The organism is Nocardia sp. NPDC003693 (assembly GCF_053981095.1).
Genome location: NZ_JBSFNO010000001.1, coordinates 32,043 through 53,378, shown reverse-complemented (window position 1 = coordinate 53,378; position 21,336 = coordinate 32,043). Strand labels below are relative to the sequence as shown.

Sequence of the window (21,336 nt, the reverse complement as noted above, 5' to 3'; positions counted from 1 at the left end):
TCCGGGAGGCCGGCGGACCGGCGGGCGAGGTCACCGTCCGGTGCTGCGGTCACCGATGCGGGCGTGAAGTTGGGCATTGGATGGTCCCCTCCTGGGTGATCCGGCGTTCTCGGCCGAGAGTGGTCTCGGCGGTGCGATCGCGCTCGTTCCGGTCTTCGCGTGATCCCAGGCAGGATGCTCGCTTTGCGATCGGCTCGCAGCACGCTCGGCGTGTCGCCCTCGGTGCGAGTTTTTACCGGCGGTAAAAACTCGGCGGAGCGCGGAAGGTGTCAGCGGGTCTTCTTCCTGCGGGGCTCGGGTTCGGGGGTCTCGCAGTCCGCTGCAGCCGGAACGCCGGCGGCGTCGAGGTACGCGTTGATCGCGTCGTCGACGGTGTCGTTGATGACGTAGCCGTGCCTGCGGATCCACTCGATCCGGGCCAGGGTGTCCGGACGTAACTGGGTGGAGAAGGGCCGCTTGCCTGGCTGCTTGCGGGCAGGCAAAGCCAGGCCCGACGGGTCGGAGGGGCTGGTCATAACCCCATTCTATCAAGAATGTATGTCTACATGTATGTAGACATACATTCTTGATGTTCGTGTGGCTTGTGAATCCTGTTCGGGCACTTTGTCTTGGCCGAGCCGAGTGATTCGGCATCCGTTGATGCGGTGTCGCGGGGCTTCATGTTCGGGCCGCTCGGTCCAGCGCCCGCTCGAACTGATGGACGGCCACGTGCTAGTCGCGTTCGGATTGCTGACCGTATCTTGAGCAGGGACTTCGCGACCGTGAAGTCTTCTTGCGACTGCGCGAAGGTGGCTGGATATCAATGGGGTCAGCTGGAGCGCGTCGAGCACCAGGGCCGCCGCGCACCTGCACCAGATGCAAGGTCGTGAAGCCCCTATCGAATTTCGGCTGGACGTTGCGCGGGGAGGAGATTCGATTCGCCACGTGGTGCGCTGCGTGCTGGGCTGTGGAGAATGCGACGTCAACTCGAATGAAGCGGTTGGTGTGCGAGTCCTGCGGGAAGGCAATGCGGGCGCGAGCGGCGTTGCGGCGATGCCAGGATTGCGAGGCGGGTCGGGATGTTCGCCCAGACGCATGGGTGAGGGTATTTCGGGGCGGGCTGCCGAGCTGAACGCAGCGATGTGGACCACGCGTGGCGGTTTTACCGCCGGTAAAACCCGTCCTTCGGTGAGGCGCTGGGCTTTACCGGCGGGCCGGGGCTAGCCGACAGCGCGTGGTGCGTGTTCGCTGGCGAGCGTTCCTTCGAGGGAGTCGATCAGCGTGCGCAGTTGCGCGATATCGAGGTACTCGCTCAACGCGGCGGCCAGGGTGTCGGGCTCGGCGTCGAACTTCTTCAGCGCCTTGGCGATGAGGGAGGGGTCGGCCGGGCGGTTGTTCTTCGGTTTCGGCTTCTCGGGTTCGGGCTGGGGTTTGGGTTCCTGGGATTGGAGCCAGCGCTGGACCTGTTCTTCCCGCGGCACCCGGGCGAGGGTGCGCGCGTCGCGGATCGCGAGATTGCCTCGGCGCAGCGCGGTCTGCAGTTCGGGTTCGAGTTGCAGCAGTGCGCGACGCTGGGACACCCAGCCGCGGGAGCGTTGCAGTTGGGCCGCGGCCAGGTCCGCGGTGCCGCACTCGGCGACCAGGGCTTCGACCGCGCGGGCTTCTTCGATGACGTCGAAGTCCTGGCGGGCGACGTTCTCGGTGATCGCGGCGGCCAGCAGAATGACTCGGGATGCCGCGACCTGGTCTTTGACGACGAATTCGAGGTCCTCGCGGCCGTAGTGCCGGGCGGCGGCCAGGCGCCGGCAGCCGTTGACCACGACCCACCGCGCGTCCGCGAGCTGGGCTTCGTCCTCGGGGTAGAGGTTCAGGTAGGCCGCGCGGGTGACCACGAGCGCGGGCTGCAGCTGCAGCTGGGCGATCGATTCCAGGTCGGACAGGTCACCGAGGTCGTCGCGCGGGTTGCGCGGGTTGGCGACCAGCTCGCTCAGGGGAGCTGAGGTCGGCGGCCCGTGGTGGGTCGGGGTGTAGGCGCCGTCAACGGGCGACTTGTCGCCGACGGCGTCGAGCAGGTCGGTGAGGTTGGTGCGGACTCGGCCGCGGCCGCCGGCCATCAGGCGACCCGCAGTTCGAGCGCGAGCTTGTAGAAGTCCTCGCGGGCGCGCAATGCGGTTCCGTTGGAGGGGTATTCGGTGACGACCTGGCCGTTGAGCGAGGCGCGGGTGTGGAGTTTGTAGCGGCGGATGACGGTTTTGGCTCCGGGCCATTGCTTGGCGCGTACGAATGCCAGGGTTTCGTCGCGGTCTTGTTCGCCGTCGCGCGGATCCCAGTTGTTCAGCACCACTTTGTATTTCAGTTTGCGGGGCTCGATGACTTTCCGGATCGTGCGGGCGGTCGGGTCGAAGCTGAGCGGTTCGGGGGTGATCGGCACGATGACCAGATCGGCGCATTCGAGCACGGCGCGCAGGGCGTCTCCGGCGGGGCCGGCGCCGAGCGGGTCGCCGGACTCGGAGTCCGCGGCCATGTCCAGCCAGCCGGGGGTGTCGACGAAAACGTGGTCGATGCCGGGCAATTCGCGCAGGCGGCGCAGGCCGTCGAGGTCGCTGTGGGCCTGTACGACGTGGAAGGGCAGGTTCTCGATCCGGGCTCCCCACCACACGGCCGAGCCCTGCGGGTCGATCGAGACCGCGGCGACGGGGGAGGGGGCGTCCGGGTTGAGGCCGTCGCCCGCGACTTCGGCGGTGACCGCGGCCAGATTCACTGCGAGGGTGGACTTTCCGACGCCGCCTTTTTGATTCAGCAGCACATATACAGCAGTCATTCGGTTCTCACTTCCGTTGCTTCACCCATGCGGGCTACTCGGATGGCGATCCGCAGCATATGAGCCACCCCCGGAAACGGCATAGTGAAACACCGCTGTACCCCACGGTTTTCGGTTCAGATCACTTATCGCCCGCCAGCACATCGCTCGCATTCCCGCAGCGAGGATCAGTTCCGGCGACGTTCGGCGAGTTCGTAGCGTTCCTGGTCGGCAGCCCGACGATCGACGGCCTTCTTCTCGGCCGCGCGCTGGCCGGCCTTGCCGACAACCGCTCGGGCAGCGAGGTATCCGGGTGAGTCCGGGCCGGCAACGGCGCGGGCGCGTGCTTGTTCGCGCTCGCGTGCGCGCTCGGCGCGCTCGTTCGCTTCGTATTCGTCGTTGCGGGCGCGGTCCAGCCGCGCGGGTGGCGCGTCGTCGGGAACCTCATTCAGCACGGTCCAGAGATATCCGGGGGGATTGGTGGGGGAGTTCAGCAGGACCCGGCCCAGCTTCCACCAGTCCTCGAGCGCGGCGAACACGTCGTCAACAGTCCAGTCCGCGAGCGCTTTACGCGTCAGCAGCGCCTGTAGCCGTTTTCGAGGTATCCGGCGCACCCAGAGCGGGAATCGTTCGTCTCTGAGCACGCTGGCGGCCAGCAGCACCGCCTTCTGATCGTAGGCTGGGCACTTCTCGGACCACCCTCTCTTGTCCAGGCGGCGCGGAGCGCTTCGTTTCATCGTGCTCTGTGCTGGAGAGATAACCCACCTGCGTGATGTGGCGGCGGAAACCTCGCTACGCGAAGGTGGGGTGCCAAAACCCTGTTCAAGCAATGTTTCGACCAACGAGTTATCCACAGGCAGGACGGTGGTTTCGTGCAGGGCGGCCACGGCGGTCCAGCCCTTCATCTTGGGGCGGTCCCGGCGCCACTGCTCGAGAGCTTCGTCCTTGGTGAGCTGACGGCCATGGAAGACGACGGTGCGGCAGCCGAGCTTGTAGAGCAGCTGCCGGCCGCGGTGCATAGTGGATTCGCTCATGCCGGTCTTGCGCATGAGGTAGCCCATGGAGGCGTGAGCGTTGCGGCCGGTCGCGAAGTCCGCGACGCCCACCTCGGCCTGCAGGTACCGGAGGAAGGTCTCGCGTTTGATCGAGGCCACCACGCGGTTGAGGTAGAGGACGCGGTAGTGCATGTCGTACAGGGCCATCGCATGCGCGACGAACCGGTCTGGGCCCCACCAGCACGATGAGACCTTGCTGTAGGCATCATCGGGCAACACCAGACGCAGCGACGGCAAAGCAAACAGCACGTCGCGTGCGGTGCGCCGACGCCGTCGGGGGGATGAGGTGCAACCTCGTCCAGATACACGTGAAGGTAGCCCGACCGCGACGTCCGCAGAATCGTGACCAGTTACACCGGTCGAGATGCTTTGGTACGAACGCGCAGTCTTGCTACCCTGAAGGCCGCTGTGCAAAAGCGTGGTCCTTAACAGGGACTTTGAAGGCCTCCGGCTGGTAACCGGGGGCCTTCATTCATTGATTGGGTCCCACACGCTTGGTAAGGGCGGTGGGGAGCGGGCTTAAGCGGAGATTGGGAGCTCCTGCTGAGGGTCGGCGGGAAGCCCCGGGTAGTCGGGGAGGCCAAGCTCGCGCCGGAGCGCGATCTCGAACAACGTGCGCTTGGCAACGCCGCGTTGTTTGGCCGCCCGTTCTATGGCTTCGACCAGTTCCTTCGACAGGTTTATACCCACGGGTTTGGCGGGTGGGAGTTTCGCGGGTCTAGGCACGGGATAACTACTAGCGCTATCGACAGTCCGAATGGGGGAGGCGCGCCGCGTGTCGCGACAATATCTGGGCTAACTACGACGTTCTCCCGCTTCATCTGGCCGCTCGGGCGCATATCGGGAGTCACACGATGTCGGCTGACGGGAGTCCTGACGAGCTTTCGATGGCGTCGAGGACCTCGCAAGCTTCGATGAGCTGCCTAGCCCCCACCAGCCGAGAGATGTGCAGCAATGCGGAATCGTGGATCTCTTGAGCAGGGTGCCGAGTTGCGTTGGAGGCCACAGCATCCCGCACAACCCATGGGACGAAACCCTGCTCGAACGCGTCCAGGGCTGTCTTGAGAACACACGCGTCTGTTGCGATTCCGCAGATGATCAGGTCGGTGACGTCGAGGTCGTGCAGTAATTCCAGGCCCTTCGGGGTCAGCGCCGTGTACGTCGTCTTGTCCAGCGTGTGCGCGCCTGCGCGCGCAGCGAGCGGCTCTAGGACGTCGACCAGGTCGGTGTCGGGCGCCTCGTAGAGTGCGTGCCACCCGATCAGGGTCTCGTAGGGACTGCCAGGGAAGTTCCAGTAACGCGTGAAGATGGTGGGGCGGCCGGTCCCGGCCCAGCGGGTGGCGAGGTTGAGGATCGTCGGGATGACGTGGGCAGAGTGCGCGTTGACGAAGCCCTTTTGCACGTCCACAACCAGCAGTGCCGACTTCTCGAATGTGATGGTCATCGAGTCGCCTCCTTGAGCGCTTCCATTGCCAATGCCAGCTGCCCGGGCAGGCCGCTGGTGTTCACGAGTGCATCGCGCATCTGCTGATGCTGACCCGTTTCCTGCGGACGCGGGGTCAACAGGATTGAGCGGGCGGCACGCAGGAATCCGTACCCGTACTGCGGATCGACCTGCGGATCGACACCGTTCTCGACCTGCTCGTTGATGTGGGCGGTGAACGCCCAGATGGCCTGTAATCCGATCTCAAAGGAGATCAGATCACCCTCTGGGAGCGCGCGCAGCGGGTCGTGTGGGTGGTAAACCACGCCGGACCAACTGGACCATGCGAGAGAGACACCCGGAGTACCAAACGATTTCATCTCCGGGACGACATAGCCCCCGGCCAGGAGTTCCTGTTCCACCCGCTCACCTGCGATCTGGGCAGCGACGGGGTCGGTGAGCTCGCGGTCGACGAGAATTCTTGGTGCACAGAGCAGCCGGAGGCCCGTCTCCAGAGTCGTCCCGGCCCAGGGTGCCGAGTACACCCAGTAGAGGCTGAGTACGTAATCCGTGCGGACGGGCTCTCCGGTCAGTTCGCTGAGGTGCAGGCCTGCCCATTCCAGGTTCTCGGCATACGACTGGTACCGCCAGATCGCCAGCGTGGTCACATCGCTGATGTCGAGATCTTCGACCAGATGGATAATCACGGTTCCCCAAGGCCAAACATGGAGAGTGCACTCGTCTCCGATGCCTTCGAGACTTGTTGTCCAGCAAGGAGTTTTCCCGAGGTGCCCGAGCGTCTCCTCCATGCCCAGGGCGGCCCGGAGCCTTTCCGCGGCAGCCAGGCTGATGTGCGCCGCGATGAACTTGTGGCTGCGAACCCCGATCCGGGTGCTCGTACCGGGTGCGAGGGCACTCACGGCGAGGAGGATGTCACCCGGTGGAGTGGTGCGGGTTTCCCATGCGGTGACGTGTCCGGCCTGGACGTCGCGTCCTATCAGGCGGCTCAGCGCCTCTGCGAAGGCCTTCGGCGACATCCCCGCCGCTGATCGCGCCATTGCCACACGGTTCTTCGCGATTGCGGCGTAGTTCGGCTGGTAGCTGGAGCGCTTCGCGTTCAGCCCGGTCACGGTGCCGGCGCTCGGACTTTGAGGGATGCGACTGACGTTCATCTCGCATCCCGAAGCGCGGTGTCAGGGCTGGCAACGGGGTGCGCGAGACCGAGGTTCGCGTAGACCTCCTCCATCTGTGCTTCGAGTTGGGCGACGCGCTCTCGCAGGTCATCCAGCCCGGGGCCTGTGGATTCCGTCTCGGGCTCCGGCTGCTGCTCTCGTACGAAGCTGCCGAGACCGTGGAACGTTTCTACGAGTCCTTCATCGCGAAGCGAGGTGAGGGCTCGCTCGACGGTGTTGACCGAGACTGCCCATTGCTCCGCGAGGCTGGTCTTGGCCGGCAGCTGGTCACCTGGCGAGTACTCGCCGGTGTTGATCCGCCGCTGGATGTCTTCGGCTAGTAGCTGCCACCGCGGGCGCCCGGGTTGCTTGGTCATGTCGCCAGGATAAGTGATCGGGTGTCACCCAGTCTCATTCCACTCATACCTATTGACTGCCAATGACTCTGCCTGTTTCACTAGTCATAGGTATCAGTAGGTATGAGTGGTAAGGAGTACATGTCGTGACACAGGAAACGGTCCGCCCCATGGAAACCGGTGCTGCGGTTGACAACCTGATTCGTCTCGCCGAGGGCGCGTCCCTGATGCGCATGAACCCCAGGACCCTGAGGCGCTGGATCGCCCAGGGCAAGCTCACGGGCTGGCGGATGCCGTCCAACCACATCCACGTCAGCCGCGATGAGGTCCTCGGGCTGGCGAAGCTGATGCAGGTCGAGGCCGACGCCAGACCTGCACCCAAAGGTGCGGCGCGATGAACCTCTTCACCGTCCGGCCCGCCGGCCCTGCGCTCGATCTGAGCGCCACTCGAATTCGCGAACTCACCGCGGAGAACGAGCGGCTGAAGACCGAATTGTTCGAGACCCGACGCGTCGTCGACGACCTGCTCGATCGCGAGTCGATGCACACAGGCGCGGCGTGCATGGAGCGCCTGACCACCGCCGCGTCGATCACGCGCCTGGGCCAGGCCCGCGCTCGTCATATCCCGGTCGATTCCACGGCAACCGCTGCGAGCCAGCTGGGCACGACGGGGGTGTTCGCGTGATGGCCCGTGACCGTGAAGTCCATGTCGCTGTGGTGATTCCGATCCCGACCGCTGGCGGGCTGCTGCTGGGGCTGCTGGTGGTGGTGCTGGTGGCGGCGGGGATTGCGTTCGCGGTCAGCACCGCCGACTTCAGCGACGGCGACCACCTGGTGCCCGCCACCCCGGGCCCGTGCGCCCCGTTCTGCCCCGTCTCGGTCTCCGCTCCGATCACCGCAGGTTGGTGAGCCGTGGAGAACCCGACCTCTTCCATCCACTCCAGTTCCGTTCCCGCACGTAAGGACCTCTACATGCCGAAAGCCGTTGCCGCACGGCCTGTCTCGATCGTTCAGCCACGCGGGGTCTGCGCGGGGTCGCGGGTGGATCCGGATCTGTTCTTCTCCGACGACATCGAGGACCTCATCGAGGCGCAGGAGTTGTGCGCGCACTGCCCGATGCTGGCGGCCTGCGCGGGCTGGGCGCGGACCCAGAAGCTCACCGACGGGGTGTTCGCGACCGTGGTGATGCCGACGGCGGGCTCGGCCCCGGCGCGGTTCTCGGCCGCGCGCCGTGAGCTGGCGCGGATCGCCGCGGGCGGCAAGCCGAAGAAGGACGAGCCGAGAAAGGTCGTGCCCGCAGCTTGGCGCAACGAGCAGGTCCAGGCCGAGGTGCACGAGCTGCGCGCTGAGGGGCTGGGTTTCGACCTCATCGCCGCACGGCTGCACCTGAGTTCCAGCACCGCGCGGCGGGCTCACGCCGCCTACCTCGTCGGGGGTGCGGCGTGATCCGGCAGAAGCACGTGTTCGAGGCCGAGTGCGACCGCTGCGAGACCCCGCTGGGTTTCGCAGATGAGGGTGTGGCCTGGCATTTCCCGTCGCCCGAGTCCGCGGCCGCCGAGCTCGCCGAGTGCGGGTGGGCGCAGGTCGGGGACCGGGTCCTGTGCGGCTGCTGCCTGGCGCGCCAGGGCTGCGAGCTGCTGGGACACACCTGGGGCCAGTGGAGCCCGTTCGAGATCGGCCCGGAGTTCGGCGGCGGCTACGAGGGCCTGCGCCGCGCGTGCGCGCTGTGCCCGTCCACCGAGCTCGATCCGCCGATGCAGCTGATCCTGCCCGACCGGAAGGAGCGCTGAGGTCATGGATCGCAGTGTGAAGGCCCCGAGCTCAAGGTCGGAGATGTCGCAGGAGTACCGCGAGATAGCCGGGGTGCTCAGTGTCGCGTTGGGTGTTCCCGCCTTGACCGAGGTCGCGGGCCTGTCGATGTGGCTGGCGCCGCTGTTCGGCGGCCCGGAACAGGATGTGCCCCTTGCCAATCCGGTCCGCCTCGGGTGGGAGTTGTTCGCGACGAACGAGCTCGTCTACAGCGGGCAGGCGTGGGCCGCGCTGGGCTCGATGGCGGTGACCACCGCGCTGACGGTGGCCGGGACCGCGGTCGGTGCCCGGTGGGTGTGCGAGCGCTGCGGCGAACGTCGGGAACAGCGCCGCCAGCGCCGGAGCAAGCCCGCCGCGACGCTGCCGGCACGGCGCCGGACCGGGCGGGCGAAGCCGCCGGCGGCGGCGGTCGACGCGCAGGCCCGGTTCATGGCCGGCGCGGACGAGCTTGCGAGCTTGTCGGCGGAGGCGATGAGCGTCAAGGCCGAGGAGTTGAAGGTCCGGATGCCCGCCGGTGGTGGGGCGCCGGGGATTTCGATCGGTGCGCCGGTCGGCGGGCACGGGATGCTGTACGCCTCGTGGGAGGACCTGCACGTCGACATCTGGGCTCCCCGCCAGGGCAAGAGCTCGTCCCGGGTGATTCCGGCGTTGATGGAGGCGGTCGGTCCGGCGCTGGCGACCTCGAACAAACGCGACATCGTGGACGGCACCCGGGAGCATCGCGCGTCTCTGGGTGTGGTCAAGGTTTTCGACCCGCAGCAGGTCGCGACCGAGCCGTGCACCTGGTACTGGGATCCCCTGGACTGGGTGCGCGGGTATGGCGGTCACGTCTCCGGCGTGCAGGAACGCGCCAAGGAACTCGCCGGGCACTTCGCTGCCGGCGGCGACGCCAGCAGTTCGGACGCGTTTTTCGAGCCCGAGGGCGAGGACCTGCTCGCGGGCCTGATCCTGGCGGCCGCGGTGAGCAACAAGCCGATCACGCAGGTGTTCCGGTGGATCACCGACCAGCGCAACCACGAACCGATCGACCTGGTGGAAGAGGCCGGGTACGACCTGGTCGCGGCGGCGCTCGCGGATCAGTACAACGCCCCCGAGCGCCAGCGCGCCGGGATTTTCTCCACGGCGAAGAAGATGGCCGCCTGCTTGACGCTGGCCTCGATCACCGAATGGGTGACCAAGGGCGGGGAGGACGACGAGCGCGAGGCGTTCGATGTGGCCGCGTTCGTGAAGTCCACCGACACCTTGTATCTGCTCTCGGCGGACAAGGTGTCCAACGCCGGACCGCTGGTAACCGCGTTCGCGGCCGCGGTCGCCGACGAGGGCACCCGCGAGGGCGAGCGCAACGGCGGCCGCATGCCGACACCGATGCTGCTGGTCCTCGATGAGGCCGCCAACATCGTCAAATGGCGTGAACTGCCCAAGCAGTACAGCCATTTCGGCTCGCGCGGCATGGTCGTGATGACCGTGCTGCAGTCCTGGGCCCAGGGGGTGCGGTGCTGGGGCACCGAGGGCATGGAAGCGCTGTGGGGCGCGGCGAACATCAAGGTCCTGGGCCCCGGCCTGGCCGCCAGCGCGTTTCTGCGCGAGGTGTCCGAGCAGGTCGGCAACCACTACGAGCTGACCACCTCCACCTCGACCAGCTACGCGGACAAGGGCGGCGGGCGCACCCGCTCGACCTCGACCAGCCGCACCACCGAACCCACGCTCACGGTCTCGGACCTGGCGGCGATGCCGCGCGGGCGCGCCCTGCTGATCGCCTCGGGCTACCGGCCCGCGCTGATCGCCACCGTGCCGTGGTGGGAACGCCCCTACGCCGAGGCGGTGCGGTCCTCGCTGGCCAAACACGATCCCGCCCACGCCGATCAGCGCCGCACCAGCGCCACCCCTGACACCACGCAGCCGGTGGCTGGGCGCGTGGCGCTGCGCGTGGTGCCCACCGAACCCGACGACGACGAGCAGGAGAAGAGCGCATGAGCGACTACGACCCGTTCACGATGGCCCCCGGCACCGCGGAGATGATCCAGGCCGAAGCGGCGGTGGTGCTGGGCGATGCCGCGCGCCCCAAACTCGCGCGCAAGGCCCGCACCGCGGTCAACGATCTGCTCAAGGAACTGGGCCGCGACATCGCGGTCAAGGCCCTGGAGCCGTTGCTGACCGATGAGGTCCTGGCCCAGCTCCAGCACGTGGCCGATGAGGAGGCCGCCCGCCAGCTCGCGGCCGAGCTCGCCGGGACCGAGGAACCGCAGCAGCTGCGGTTCCCCACGCTCAAACACTTCGTCGACCTCTACATCTGCCACGTGTACCGGCGCGACATCAGCCACCACAGCAAGGGCATCGCCTGGTGCCCGACCTGGTGGATCCACGGGGAGGCGTTCAACCGCCTGGACGCGTGCTGGTCCGCGTTCGAGCACCTGCGCCTGGACGGCACGACCGGAATGTCGACGTTCTGGCTGCAGCACCTGGACCCGCACATGGCGGTGCTGCTCGATCCCGAACGCGGCCCGTTCAAGTTCTGCTCGGTCAAGGACGGGCACTCGAACCGGCTCAAGCCCCTGAACTCCCCGCCCGCACCCGAAACCATGTTCCGCGACTACGAACGCGACGAACACGTCGGCGAGATCTACGAAACCGCCGACGGCGACGCCGACGGGGACGCCGACGACCGGGACTCGGAGGTGCCCGTCGGCGCCACCGAGATATTCATCGAATACCCGCTGACATGACCGCCGCGCACGCGGGCGGGCACGGCAGCTGGGCCGCGCTCACCACCGCCCTGGAACGCTCCTCCGGTCCCGGCCGACCCAGCGGGGCGTGGGTCAAGTACTGCTGCCCGGTCCACGAGACCGGCGGCGGACACCACCCGAGCCTGGGCATCAAATACCTTCCGGCCGAACACAAGACGAAGGTCAAGTGCTTCGCCGGATGCGATGACCGCGACATCCTGGCCGCGCTCTCGCTCAAGGTCCGCGACCTGTACGACGCCCCGATCACCCGCTCCGCCTCGGGCACCGCCCGCCGACGTCCCGCCCCGGCGCGGCCGCGCACTCCCACCCGCGCGGAGCAGGCGATCACCGCGGCCGGGCTGGGTGGGCCGGTGGCGAAGACCGATCTGGGGCGGCAGGTGTCGAGGTGGGAGACCCGCGCGGTGTACCCGTACGCGCGCCCGGACGGCACCGTCGCCGGTGAGGTCACCCGCCGCGAAGCACGGTTCGAGCGCGGCCGCGCCAAGAAGTTCTCCCAGCGCGCCTGGACCGAGAACGGGTGGGCCGACACCGGTTTCGACCCGGTCCCGTTCCAGCTCCCACGCGTGCTGGACGCGGTCGCCGCCGGTGAGCCCATCTACGTGTGCGAGGGCGAGAAAGACGTACTCACCGCCGAGCACATGGGACTCACGGCGACCACCAACGCCGGCGGGGCGGGGTCGTGGACCAACGAGCACGCGGCCTGGCTCGACGGCGCGGCCGAGGTCGTGGTCCTGGTCGACCGCGACGCCCCCGGCTACCGGCGCGCGGACAAGGTCCTGGCGACCCTGTCCGGCTTGCGGGTGGGCCGGGTGCGGGTGCTGCAGGCCCGCGACGGCAAGGACTTCACCGACCACATCAGCGCCGGTCACGACCTCGACGAGCTCGATCCGGTCCCGTTTCTCGACCCCGAGGTGCCCGCACCGGGCACCGAGTCCCCTTCCCTTCCAGGAGGTTCCGTGTTCGCCCACAGCCCCGAGATGCAGCAGCACACCGACCACACCCCGGACATCGACACCGCCGGGCGCCAGATGGCGGCCGCGATGCAGCTGATGATGCAGCAGCTGCTGAGCTGGGCCCAGCGCAAGGCCGAAGCGCGCCGGCGCGAGCAGGACGAGCTCAAACGCAAGAGCGAGGACGAGCGCCGCCAAGCCGAGGAACGGATCCGCACCGAACGCGGCCTGGTCGAGTCGCGGTTGAACAAGCTGCGCGCGCGGGGCCTGGACAACTGCGACCGCGAGGAACTGGTGCGCGCGGTCGCCGACGCGGCGGCGTGGGCACCCGATTCCGATATCGCCAAGAAGGCGTTGACCGAGCTGCGGGTGCACATCCACAACCGGTACGGGGTGATCATCGACCCCCGCACGTTCACCGCGAGCGAGGATCCCGAGCGGGCCACGTCCCCGGAGTTCGTGGCCCAGATCGCGAAAAAGGAGAAGGCCCAAGCCGATTCCGCGCGCACCCAGCGCGCGCACGATCGGATGGTCGAGCTCGTGGCCGCGGACAAGAACCTGTCCGAGGAAGACAAGATCGCCTTGTACGGGGCGATCGAGAAGTGGCGCACCAACCCCACCCCGGCGCAGCTGGCGGACCTGACCAAGGAGATGACCGACAAGGGCGTGGGCGAGATCGCCCGCGCGAAGGTGCGGTTCATCGCCAACTACATCGGCGCACCGGACGCCCAGGTCCCCGGCGGCCAGGTCGGCGGTGTGCGGTCGGTCGCGCCGTCGGCGGATCTGCGCCGGATGCGCACGGTGCTGGTGGATCCGGGCGAGGCGGTCAAGCCGACCATGGACCGGCTCATCGACGACTACCGCGCGCGCCTGGCCCACGGGCACGACACCGCGACCGTGCGCGCCCGCCTCGCCGAGGCCGCCGCCCTGCTCACCCCCGAGGACCGCGCCGCCGCCCGCGAGCAGATCGCGCGGGTGCGCGCCAACCCGGCCGCGGTCGTCACACCGCTGTGGCCCGACCACGTCGACCGCCAGGTGATCACCGACGCCGTGCACATGTACGCGGCGATGAAACCCCAGGTCGAGGCTCAGAAAGCGGCCGCGAAGGTCCCCGACGCGATCGCGACCGAGAAGGCCGCCGAGCGTGCGGCCGCCTACCGGACGGTGATCGAGCGCGCGATCACCAGCGGTAAGGGCTTGCACCCGCTCGAGCGCGATCAGCTGGAGCTGACCTTGCGTGACATCGATGCCGGGCACACCAAGCTGCCGGATCTGCTGTTCGCCGATGACCGCAGCGCGGCCGCGGCCGACGCGGACCGGCACCGCGAGAGCGCCAACAACGCGGCGGTCTACCACCGCAACAAGGTTCGCCAGATCCTGGGCACCGCCGCCGCCCCGCGCGATGCCGAGGACCGCGCCACCCGCGAGCTCGGCAGCGCGTTCGCGGGCCAGACCCAGCTCGGGACCGGGGCCTGGAACCTGCCCGACTACGAGCACCGGCGCCTGGACAGCGGCGTCGAGGCCGCCCTGACCAAGGCCGGCGTACCCGAACCGGTCCGCAACCAGGTCCGCAAGCAGCTCGACGAAGGCAGCCGCGAGGCCGCCTCGGCGGGCAAACTCGCCCGCCAGATCGACGCCACCTGGCGGGCCCGCACCGCCGCCATCGTGGCCGGGCGCGGCGATGCCCACATCCCGGACTGGGACGGCCCCCAGCGCGCCAAGGCCCTGGCCAAGGACATGGACAAGGCCGGTCTGACCGCCGACGAGCGCGCCCAGCGCATGGCCGCCGACGCCGGGCGCGGCACCCCGCCCTCGGCCGCGGTCCGCACCGGCCCCGGCACGAACGGCTCGCGGCAGACCGCGTCCGGGTCCGGGGTGCGCCGCACCCACCACCGAGGCACCGGCGAACCCGGCCTCGGCCGCTAGATCCCCTTCCGCCCAACCCCTTTCAGGAGGAACCCATCATGCTCGACCCCACCATCGAGGCCCTGGCCCGCCAGATCCTGGCCGACCCCGAACTCGTGGCCCTGCGCGAGCCGAACGCGCTCATCGTGCGCCTGGCCGCGCGGGTGATCGAGTTGCGCCACCAGCTCGACGGCGTCACCCACGACTGCCAGGTCGCCGAGCACCACGTCGGCCGACTGCGCGCCGAACGCTCCAACCTGCTCGCGGACCGCGACCGGCTGCAGGACGCGGCCGCGCGGCTGGTACCGGCGGATCCGGCCGCGCTGCTGGCCCTGGTCGAACTCCAGCACTGAGAACCGCGACCGTGACTACCCGTGACGAGGCCCCCGACGACTCCCGCCAGGAGTACGCCTGGGGCCTCGCCCCGTCTCATCTGAAAACCCGCCGCCAACTGCGCGAGATGGGGCGCAGCCCCGGTGACAGCCTGGTCGCGCTCATGGTCGGGCAGCGTCGCGGCCGCCGGATCGCGGCCCGTCTCTACGACCCGGCCCTGGCCCCGCCCAAACGCGTCCCGACCCCCGCCCAGCTGGCCGCTATCGCCAAGGCCACCCGCACCCATCAGCTCAACGCCGCAGTGCGGCACGGGATCTCACGCACCGACATGAGCGCCCCACTCGACACCGCTCCCGGCTGGGAGCACCCACAGGAAGGAAACCCCATGCCCGACAACGACAACGGCAACCTGCTCGCCCAGGCCGCCGCCCTGGTGATCAACTCGCAGTTCGGATCCACCTCGATGCTGCAGCGCAAACTCCGCATCGGCTTCGCCGAGGCCGGACGGTTGATGGACGAGCTCGAGCACTCGGGCATCGTCGGCCCGAGCGACGGCTCGCGCGCCCGCGAGGTCCTCGTGCGCCCCGAGCAGCTCGACACCGGCACGGCGGACACTACGCCCGCGCCGGCGGAGCCGCAGTACGACGCCTGGCCCACGGACGGCCCCGAACTCACCGACACCGAGATCGAGGTCCGCAAGCAGGGCGCGGACCTGGATCTGGAGCTGATGGCGGCCCGCTTCGAGGCGTTCTACGACCAGCAGGTGCCCGCGCGGGAGCAGGAGAACCAGCAGGACGTCATCGACGCCCAGGCCGCCCTGGACAAGTTCCTGCACCAGCATCGCGACATGCTCGGCGACGACCCCGAGTGGAGCGAGCGCTACGCCGAACTCGACTACCGCGAAGCCGAAGCCGCGCGCGTGCCCGCGGTCGGGCACGGCCAGCGCATCGCGTATCTGCTGGCCACGGTCGCGGCGAACCAGGCCCGGGTCGACGACGCGCGCCTGGCCCAGGAAGTCGACAACGCCCGCGCCGAAGGACCGGACGCTGTCGAAGCCCTGCGCGAGAAATACGTGCGGAACCAAGCCACCGCCGACGCCCTCATGGCCACCGTCCCGTGGCACAACCTGCCCGGCACCGTGCCGGTGCTGTCCCAGGCCCTGCTGTGGCGCGGGAACTCCCCGGTCGCCGACCAGGCCCTGACCGAGCTGACGGGCCGCTACGCCGCCGAGTGGGGTGTGGTGATCAACCCCGAAACCTTCGCCGTCACCATCGATCCCGCGTTCGACACCACGATCGCCGCCGAACGCGCGGAAGCGACCGGGTTGCGCCGGCGGGAGCTGGCGGTGCTGGACTACATGGCCGCCCTGCCGATGCGCCCGGCCGCCAAGAACCAGGTCGCACAAGCGATCTCGGCGTGGCGCTCGAACGACCGGCCGATCGCCGAGGCCGACTGGTTGGCGTCCCCGCTGCAGCGCTACGAGGAGCTGACCGCCACGATCGCCGCGGCCCGGCTGTCCGAACCGGAGCAGGCCGCGGTCGAGTTCGTGCGGGACTACCTGCTCGGACGCACCGGCGACGGTTCGTTGGTGGAGTCGCCGGTGCTGGTGGATCCGGGCGAGGCGGCCCGCGGGCAGATCCCGCGCCTGCTGCGAACCTTCGCCGAGAACCCGAACGCGGGCAGCTTCGTCGCCGAGGAGATCGCGCTCATGACCCCCGCCGACCGCGAACGAGTGCGCGGTGTCGGACGCGCGATCGTCCGCAAGGAGAAGCCCGACCTGCGGGTCTGGCCGGGATATGTGGACCGTTTCGAGGTGGGGGAGCTGGTGCGGGACTACCTCGGCGACGCCGGCGACCTGCGCGCGGAAGCGGACTACCTCGCCGACGGACAGGTACCCAGGGAGGACCGCGACGGGCTCGGGGTGCTCTACACCAGCGCCAACGGCCACCGCACCGACGACATCCACGAACGCATCCATCGGATGGCCGCGCTGAACGACAAGATCCGCGACCTGACCGCCACGGGTAAGGGTCTGATCGCCCCCGAGCGTGTCCACGTCGCGCAGGTGCTCACCGATATCGACACCGGCCGGATCGTCGGCAAGGAGCAGATGCCCGAGCTGTTGTTCGCCGACGAGCGGTCCAAGATCGAAGCCGATGTCGCGCGCGCTTCCAGCACCGCCTCGCAGATCTCCCGGGCGATGAAAGGTGCTGTGCTCGAAACGATCCGCGGCGAAGGGGTGCAGGTCGACTACCGCAACGACCGGCTCGAGTACGCGGTGTCCTCGCTCGCGGACACCGTCTACATGGTGGCCTGCGGGTCACGCACCGGTGACCTGCCCGCCGAACGCAAGTCCTACATGGACAAACGCGCCCGGCTCACCGAACACCTGGAACAGGAAGACCTCAGCGTCGAGGCGCGCGGGCAGATCCGCGAACTCGTCGATGTCCACGCCCGCCAGGCCGGGCTGGTCGGTAAGGCCGCGATCGAACGCACCGACCAGTGGAACGCCAAGACCGAGCGCACGATCGCCGAGCGTGACAACCAGCTCGCCCAGCGCCAGGCCGCAGCCGCTGACCGAGCGCGTGGTCCACGGCCCGGCCAGAGCGTCGACCACGCTCCCGCCCCCGCGCCCGCGGCCGCGCAGCGCCAACTGCACACCCCGGAGGTCGGGCGATGACCGAGAGCGTGGATCTGCACATGATCGCTCGCCTGCAATCCGATGCCGCCGTCGTGGACATCTTCTGCTGTGAGGTCTTCTACGACGCCGAGGACGGCCACGCGCTCGGGCGCAGCGTGGGCGATTGGTGGGAATCGGTGTCCACCGACCCGGACGTCCCGGTGAGCCTGGAATCCCTCGATGCTCTGCTCACCGCCAGCGGCTACGAACGCAGCACCGACTGGCAGCGCAGGGTAGCGGAGTCGGGTGCGGTGCGATTCTTCGCCGACGCGGTCGCCTACATCGAGGAACTCGACCGATAACCCGATAGCACCGAAAGAAGCGTCAGCCCCTGTCGGGCCGAATCCGACAGGGGCTGACGCATGTCGAGGGTAAAGGCAGGCTCGCGCGGAACGCTCGGCGTCTCACGCCCATGTGTCACGGGGTTTCGTCTCACGGGGAGGGCTTCGTCGGTCATCGCGACCCACCCGAAAATCGTCAAGAGATCTTGTCGATTCGTCAAGAAAACTGGTCACGACAAGTAAACTTGACGCATGACCTATTTCGAGACCACTCCCGAGGGACTGCTGCCCGCCGGCACCGATATCGCCGCGGTCCTGCGCGAGGGTGACGAGCGTGCCCTGCACGCGGCGTGGAACACCTACCACCGCATCCGGTTCACCCACGACGCGCTCGCCGAACTCGCGGCCGGAAAGATCAAGCCCGACACCACGATCGACGTGCCCGCCTATCTGCGCGCCCAGATCGCCGAGCTCGCCCCCGTCACCGCCCTGCAGGCATTGGAAGCGAACCGGCGACTGGTCGAATTCCTGACTGCGCGCCGCTGGTCGGTCATGCAGGCCGCTCGTGAGGCCGATGCCAGCTGGTCCGCGATCGGGACCGCCCTGGATATGACCAAGCAGGGCGCACTCGACTGGTACAAGCGAAAGATCGACCTGCATGCGAAGTACATGCCCGACCTCCACGACGCCGAACGCGCCCGCGCAGCTCTCACAGACTGACACGGGGACGAGAACTTCCGGCAGACGCATACCGAGCCTGGGGGGCATCCCCGTCCGAACGCATGATGTCTCACGCCCATGCGTCCTGGGTTTCGTCCCATGCGCCCGGATTTCGAACAGGACGAGCGTACGGTCATTGTGGGGAAGGAGGACCGATGAACGGCATCGATCCCGCCCAGCTGCTCCAGGTCCGCACCGTCACGCACGGCCCGGTCCCGGTCGTGTTCGCGACCGGTGAGGTCGATGTGCTGTCGGCGCCTCTGCTCGAACGCGTGATACGTCAAGTCTTGAAAGCGGATCCGCCGGCAGTGGTGGCGGATCTGTCCCGCGTGGTGTTCATGGGATCGGCCGGGCTCGCGGTGCTGGCGGCCTGCGCGCAGGAATGCGCGTCACCGCTGCGCGTGGTGGCCGGACTCGCGGTGCAGCGCCCGATCCAGGTCACCGGCATGCACACTCTGCTGCAGCTGCACGACACCCTCGACGAAGCGCTCGACGCCGCCGCACAGGAGTGAAAAGAGGCTGCTTCGCTGCGGGTTTCGGCTGTCCGAGCGATGGGCGCATGGGCGATTGTTCGTGTTTTGGGTATCACTCTGGACGGTTCACCGCCGGGAAATGCGGTCTCTACGTGGGGCTCTCGCCCGAGTGAGGTGTTGCGACTCGATCGCTACACCGAATCGGACACCGAATGCGACACGGAATGGTCAGGCCGGATCCTGGTCGCAGCGTGGTGAGTGCGGTGGGTCAGGGTGGCGGGGTGGGGTGTTGGTGTTGGTCGAGGGCGGTTTGCAGGGTGGTGTTGAGGGTGTGGGCTTCGGCGAGTTGGTCTTCGAGGATGACGATGCGGCAGGCCCCGTCGAGGGAGTTGCCGGTGTCGAGGAGTTCGCGCACGCGGGCGGCGATGCGGAGTTGGTAGCGCGAGTAGCGGCGGTGCCCGCCGGCGGAGCGTTGGGGTGTGAGCAGGTTGGCGGTGTCGAGGGTGCGTAGGAAGGCCGGTGTGACGGCGAGGATTTCGGCGGCGCGGCCCATGCTGTAGGCGGGGAAGTCCTCGTCGTCGAGGTTGTCGGTCCCGCCGGGTTCACCGGCGGGTGGGGTGTGGGGTGGGTGCACGACACCTCTCAGGTTTTCAGCACGGCGGAAGGCCCCGGAGCGGTCGCTCCGGGGCCTGGGATTCACGTATTCGAAAAGGGGGACTGTGTCATCGGCCCTGTCGGGCCGATGGTGTACTGCGCGCCTGTTCGACTAGGTGCGTCAGGGTTATCAGGTTCGTCAGTGGCCACCTCCGTGCGGGTCGGGTACTGCGTGTCGGACCAAGGTCTGTTCTGTGTCGGTGGGCGGGCCCTCCGGCGGCGATTCCCGCGCTCGGGGTGGGCGTCATCTCGTCGCGCCGGAGGGCTCCGCTGGTATCTCTCACCAGGCAGTTCACCTGCCCAGTCACTGTTTCTCTCACCTGAACGACAGCTAAACTACACACCACACATACGAATGTCTACAGTCCCGGCTACAGATTTTCTGGTGTGTCGTGGTGCTCGAACTCGCCGCTACCCGTGCGTGTGGGGGCGTTGGTCGCGGCGGGCGCGGGCGGGCCGGGGATGGTGGGGGTCGCGGGCCCGGCGATGGCGGGGATCGGGCGAGCGCGGGCCGACGGGGGCGGTGCGTTGCGCCGGGCCCATGATGGTGTCCCACCAGGGGCGCAGTGGGCTGGGGTCGGGCCAGCGCACCACTTCCGGATCGCGGTCGTGGTGCCGGGTGTCGGTTGCCGTTGTCGTGCTCACGGGATGTGTCCGATCAGGGGGTGGATGGTTGGTGGGTCAGGCCGCGCGGCGACCGCTCCGGCAGACGAGTCGGCGCAGCGCGGTGCCGTGGGCCGGTGCTTCGGGCGCCGGTGTGGTGGTGCCGCGCAGGTAGGGGATGACGCGGGTGGCTTCGGGTCCACGCGGGGTGTGCTCGAAGGTGTAGACGACGTGCTGGTCGGTGGTGAGGGTCTTGTAGCCGGGGACCTCGATCACCGAGTAGTCCACGAAGACCGCGGGGCCGTGCTCGGGGGTCAGGAAGCCGAACCCTTTCTCGGGGTTGAACCAGGCCACCCGGGCGTGCTGCCAGTGCGGTGACATCTGGTGAGGGGTGTGGGGGTCGGGGGTGTGGTCAGTAGGCGAGGCAGCAGTAGTGGTCATCGTCATCGGAGATCGTCCAGGAGTGAGCGGTCCGGTCGGGCTGAACATCGGTGTCGGTGTCCGATGTCTCGGGCGGGGTGCGCTCGGTGTCGAGGGCGGTCGCGGTCATCTCGAAAGGTCTCCTCTCGCACGCTGGGGTGCAACGGGCAACGGGCATCGGGTGGGCGCGTCCCGGAATCCGGCGGGCCGCGCCCACCCGATGCGGTGATGGATCGAACGATTGCTGTGCTGTTCGTGTTTCGCGAGGATGCCGGCCTGGCGTGTGAATGAGCCTGTGCCACAACGGTGGCCGCGCATCCACTGTCTCGGTGCGCCGTCGTGGCCGCGGCTACCGGAGTTCACTGGCGCCGGTGGCCCGTGCTCGCGAGTGTGGTGTTCTGGACGAGCATCACCTCACTTTCGCGGATCGAGTTGTCCGACGCGTGTGCGGTGTGTCAGGCGGTCCGCGCCCGCAGGTCACGCTCAGGCGTTGATGACCTGCCGGTCCTGGACGACCTGGTGATCGGGTTCGCGTTCGGGTCTGGCGATCTCGATCTTGCGCGGTTTGGCCTTCTCGGCCACCGGGATCGATAAGCGCAGGACCCCGTCGCGATAGTCGGCGCGGATCTGCTCGGTATCGAGTGCTTCGCCGAGCACGAGCTGGCGGGAGAACACCCCGCGGGGGCGTTCGGCCGCGAGCATGGACCGCCCCGGGTCGATGTCCGGGCGCGCGGCGCGCACGGTCACCACGTTGCGCTCCACGTCCAGGTCGAGGGATTCGGGATCGATGCCCGGCAGGTCGAACTCGACGAAGAACTCGTCGTTCTCACGCCAGGCGTCCATCGGCATCGCCGCGGGCCGTGCCGCGGTGCCGAACACCTGTTGCGTCAATCGATCCAGGTCACGGAAAGGATCAGTGCGCATCAGCATGGTCGCCACCTCCAACTACTCCATTCTCGATAGTCGCTGTACCAGATAC

Annotated in this window: 25 protein-coding genes; 13 read left to right on the top strand and 12 right to left on the bottom strand. The window is 68.3% G+C overall.

Translation table 11 applies throughout. From position 1 onward, the window contains the following. Nucleotides 1-269: 269 nt before the first annotated feature. The 7 genes from ACWDOP_RS00320 to ACWDOP_RS00290 form a co-directional block, all read right to left on the bottom strand. A complete protein-coding gene (locus ACWDOP_RS00320; protein ID WP_456343186.1) occupies nucleotides 270-515 on the bottom strand; it encodes a hypothetical protein in 246 nt (81 codons plus the stop codon). 684 nt (nucleotides 516-1,199) lie between these two features. Continuing rightward, nucleotides 1,200-2,093 carry a ParB/RepB/Spo0J family partition protein gene (locus ACWDOP_RS00315; RefSeq protein ID WP_456343185.1) on the bottom strand — a complete coding sequence of 298 codons (894 nt, stop codon included), beginning with the start codon at nucleotides 2,091-2,093 and terminating at the stop codon, nucleotides 1,200-1,202. After that, on the bottom strand, nucleotides 2,093-2,800 hold the full coding sequence (locus ACWDOP_RS00310) for a ParA family protein (RefSeq protein WP_456343184.1): 708 nt from the start codon (nucleotides 2,798-2,800) through the stop codon (nucleotides 2,093-2,095). Before ACWDOP_RS00310 ends, ACWDOP_RS00315 begins: the two co-directional genes overlap by 1 nt. A gap of 167 nt (nucleotides 2,801-2,967) precedes the next feature. Next, complete coding sequence (locus ACWDOP_RS00305) at nucleotides 2,968-4,083, bottom strand: hypothetical protein (protein ID WP_456343183.1); 1,116 nt, start codon at nucleotides 4,081-4,083, stop codon at nucleotides 2,968-2,970. Between the two features lie 598 nt (nucleotides 4,084-4,681). Then, nucleotides 4,682-5,278, bottom strand: coding sequence for a cysteine hydrolase family protein (locus ACWDOP_RS00300; protein WP_456343182.1), 597 nt, complete (start codon nucleotides 5,276-5,278; stop codon nucleotides 4,682-4,684). Next, a complete protein-coding gene (locus tag ACWDOP_RS00295) occupies nucleotides 5,275-6,429 on the bottom strand; it encodes a hypothetical protein (RefSeq protein ID WP_456343181.1) in 1,155 nt (384 codons plus the stop codon). The genes ACWDOP_RS00300 and ACWDOP_RS00295 overlap by 4 nt, the downstream gene beginning before the upstream one ends. Beyond that, nucleotides 6,426-6,806 carry a GntR family transcriptional regulator gene (locus ACWDOP_RS00290; RefSeq protein ID WP_456343180.1) on the bottom strand — a complete coding sequence of 127 codons (381 nt, stop codon included), beginning with the start codon at nucleotides 6,804-6,806 and terminating at the stop codon, nucleotides 6,426-6,428. The genes ACWDOP_RS00295 and ACWDOP_RS00290 overlap by 4 nt, the downstream gene beginning before the upstream one ends. Before the next feature lie 125 nt (nucleotides 6,807-6,931). On the opposite strand from ACWDOP_RS00290, the gene ACWDOP_RS00285 reads away from it, so the two are divergent. The 13 genes from ACWDOP_RS00285 (at nucleotide 6,932) to ACWDOP_RS00225 (ending at nucleotide 18,719) form a co-directional block, all read left to right on the top strand. Further along, nucleotides 6,932-7,183, top strand: coding sequence for a hypothetical protein (locus ACWDOP_RS00285; RefSeq protein ID WP_456343179.1), 252 nt, complete (start codon nucleotides 6,932-6,934; stop codon nucleotides 7,181-7,183). After that, the gene (locus ACWDOP_RS00280; protein WP_456343178.1) at nucleotides 7,180-7,470 is read left to right on the top strand and encodes a hypothetical protein; all 291 of its coding nucleotides are present in this window, start codon (nucleotides 7,180-7,182) and stop codon (nucleotides 7,468-7,470) included. Before ACWDOP_RS00285 ends, ACWDOP_RS00280 begins: the two co-directional genes overlap by 4 nt. A gap of 29 nt (nucleotides 7,471-7,499) precedes the next feature. After that, the gene (locus tag ACWDOP_RS00275) at nucleotides 7,500-7,694 is read left to right on the top strand and encodes a hypothetical protein (RefSeq protein WP_456343177.1); all 195 of its coding nucleotides are present in this window, start codon (nucleotides 7,500-7,502) and stop codon (nucleotides 7,692-7,694) included. Between the two features lie 63 nt (nucleotides 7,695-7,757). Continuing rightward, nucleotides 7,758-8,231, top strand: coding sequence for a WhiB family transcriptional regulator (locus ACWDOP_RS00270; RefSeq protein ID WP_456343176.1), 474 nt, complete (start codon nucleotides 7,758-7,760; stop codon nucleotides 8,229-8,231). Continuing rightward, a complete protein-coding gene (locus ACWDOP_RS00265; RefSeq protein ID WP_456343175.1) occupies nucleotides 8,228-8,575 on the top strand; it encodes a hypothetical protein in 348 nt (115 codons plus the stop codon). Before ACWDOP_RS00270 ends, ACWDOP_RS00265 begins: the two co-directional genes overlap by 4 nt. Nucleotides 8,576-8,579: 4 nt before the next feature. After that, entirely contained in the window at nucleotides 8,580-10,568 is a 1,989-nt protein-coding gene (locus ACWDOP_RS00260; protein WP_456343174.1) for a type IV secretory system conjugative DNA transfer family protein, read from the top strand. Continuing rightward, nucleotides 10,565-11,317, top strand: coding sequence for a DUF4913 domain-containing protein (locus tag ACWDOP_RS00255; protein ID WP_456343173.1), 753 nt, complete (start codon nucleotides 10,565-10,567; stop codon nucleotides 11,315-11,317). Before ACWDOP_RS00260 ends, ACWDOP_RS00255 begins: the two co-directional genes overlap by 4 nt. Then, nucleotides 11,314-14,214: a toprim domain-containing protein gene (locus ACWDOP_RS00250; protein WP_456343172.1), complete on the top strand. Its 2,901-nt coding sequence runs from the start codon at nucleotides 11,314-11,316 to the stop codon at nucleotides 14,212-14,214. The genes ACWDOP_RS00255 and ACWDOP_RS00250 overlap by 4 nt, the downstream gene beginning before the upstream one ends. Nucleotides 14,215-14,252: 38 nt before the next feature. Then, nucleotides 14,253-14,546, top strand: coding sequence for a hypothetical protein (locus ACWDOP_RS00245; RefSeq protein WP_456343171.1), 294 nt, complete (start codon nucleotides 14,253-14,255; stop codon nucleotides 14,544-14,546). 11 nt (nucleotides 14,547-14,557) lie between these two features. Continuing rightward, nucleotides 14,558-17,206: a DNA translocase FtsK gene (locus ACWDOP_RS00240; protein WP_456343170.1), complete on the top strand. Its 2,649-nt coding sequence runs from the start codon at nucleotides 14,558-14,560 to the stop codon at nucleotides 17,204-17,206. Continuing rightward, nucleotides 17,203-17,508: a hypothetical protein gene (locus ACWDOP_RS00235; protein WP_456343169.1), complete on the top strand. Its 306-nt coding sequence runs from the start codon at nucleotides 17,203-17,205 to the stop codon at nucleotides 17,506-17,508. Before ACWDOP_RS00240 ends, ACWDOP_RS00235 begins: the two co-directional genes overlap by 4 nt. 231 nt (nucleotides 17,509-17,739) lie before the next feature. Then, nucleotides 17,740-18,207, top strand: a complete 468-nt coding sequence (locus tag ACWDOP_RS00230; protein WP_456343168.1) for a hypothetical protein — start codon at nucleotides 17,740-17,742, stop codon at nucleotides 18,205-18,207. A gap of 155 nt (nucleotides 18,208-18,362) precedes the next feature. After that, entirely contained in the window at nucleotides 18,363-18,719 is a 357-nt protein-coding gene (locus tag ACWDOP_RS00225) for an STAS domain-containing protein (RefSeq protein ID WP_456343167.1), read from the top strand. A gap of 229 nt (nucleotides 18,720-18,948) precedes the next feature. On the opposite strand, the gene ACWDOP_RS00220 is transcribed toward ACWDOP_RS00225, so the two are convergent. The 5 genes from ACWDOP_RS00220 to ACWDOP_RS00200 form a co-directional block, all read right to left on the bottom strand. Beyond that, on the bottom strand, nucleotides 18,949-19,314 hold the full coding sequence (locus ACWDOP_RS00220; RefSeq protein WP_456343166.1) for a helix-turn-helix domain-containing protein: 366 nt from the start codon (nucleotides 19,312-19,314) through the stop codon (nucleotides 18,949-18,951). 431 nt (nucleotides 19,315-19,745) lie between these two features. Then, nucleotides 19,746-19,979 carry a hypothetical protein gene (locus tag ACWDOP_RS00215; RefSeq protein ID WP_456343165.1) on the bottom strand — a complete coding sequence of 78 codons (234 nt, stop codon included), beginning with the start codon at nucleotides 19,977-19,979 and terminating at the stop codon, nucleotides 19,746-19,748. Nucleotides 19,980-20,015: 36 nt separating this feature from the next. Then, nucleotides 20,016-20,318, bottom strand: a complete 303-nt coding sequence (locus tag ACWDOP_RS00210) for a cold-shock protein (RefSeq protein WP_456343164.1) — start codon at nucleotides 20,316-20,318, stop codon at nucleotides 20,016-20,018. Between the two features lie 31 nt (nucleotides 20,319-20,349). Next, a complete protein-coding gene (locus tag ACWDOP_RS00205) occupies nucleotides 20,350-20,487 on the bottom strand; it encodes a hypothetical protein (protein WP_456343163.1) in 138 nt (45 codons plus the stop codon). 353 nt (nucleotides 20,488-20,840) lie between these two features. Then, nucleotides 20,841-21,302: an Hsp20/alpha crystallin family protein gene (locus ACWDOP_RS00200; RefSeq protein ID WP_456343162.1), complete on the bottom strand. Its 462-nt coding sequence runs from the start codon at nucleotides 21,300-21,302 to the stop codon at nucleotides 20,841-20,843. Nucleotides 21,303-21,336: the final 34 nt, after the last annotated feature.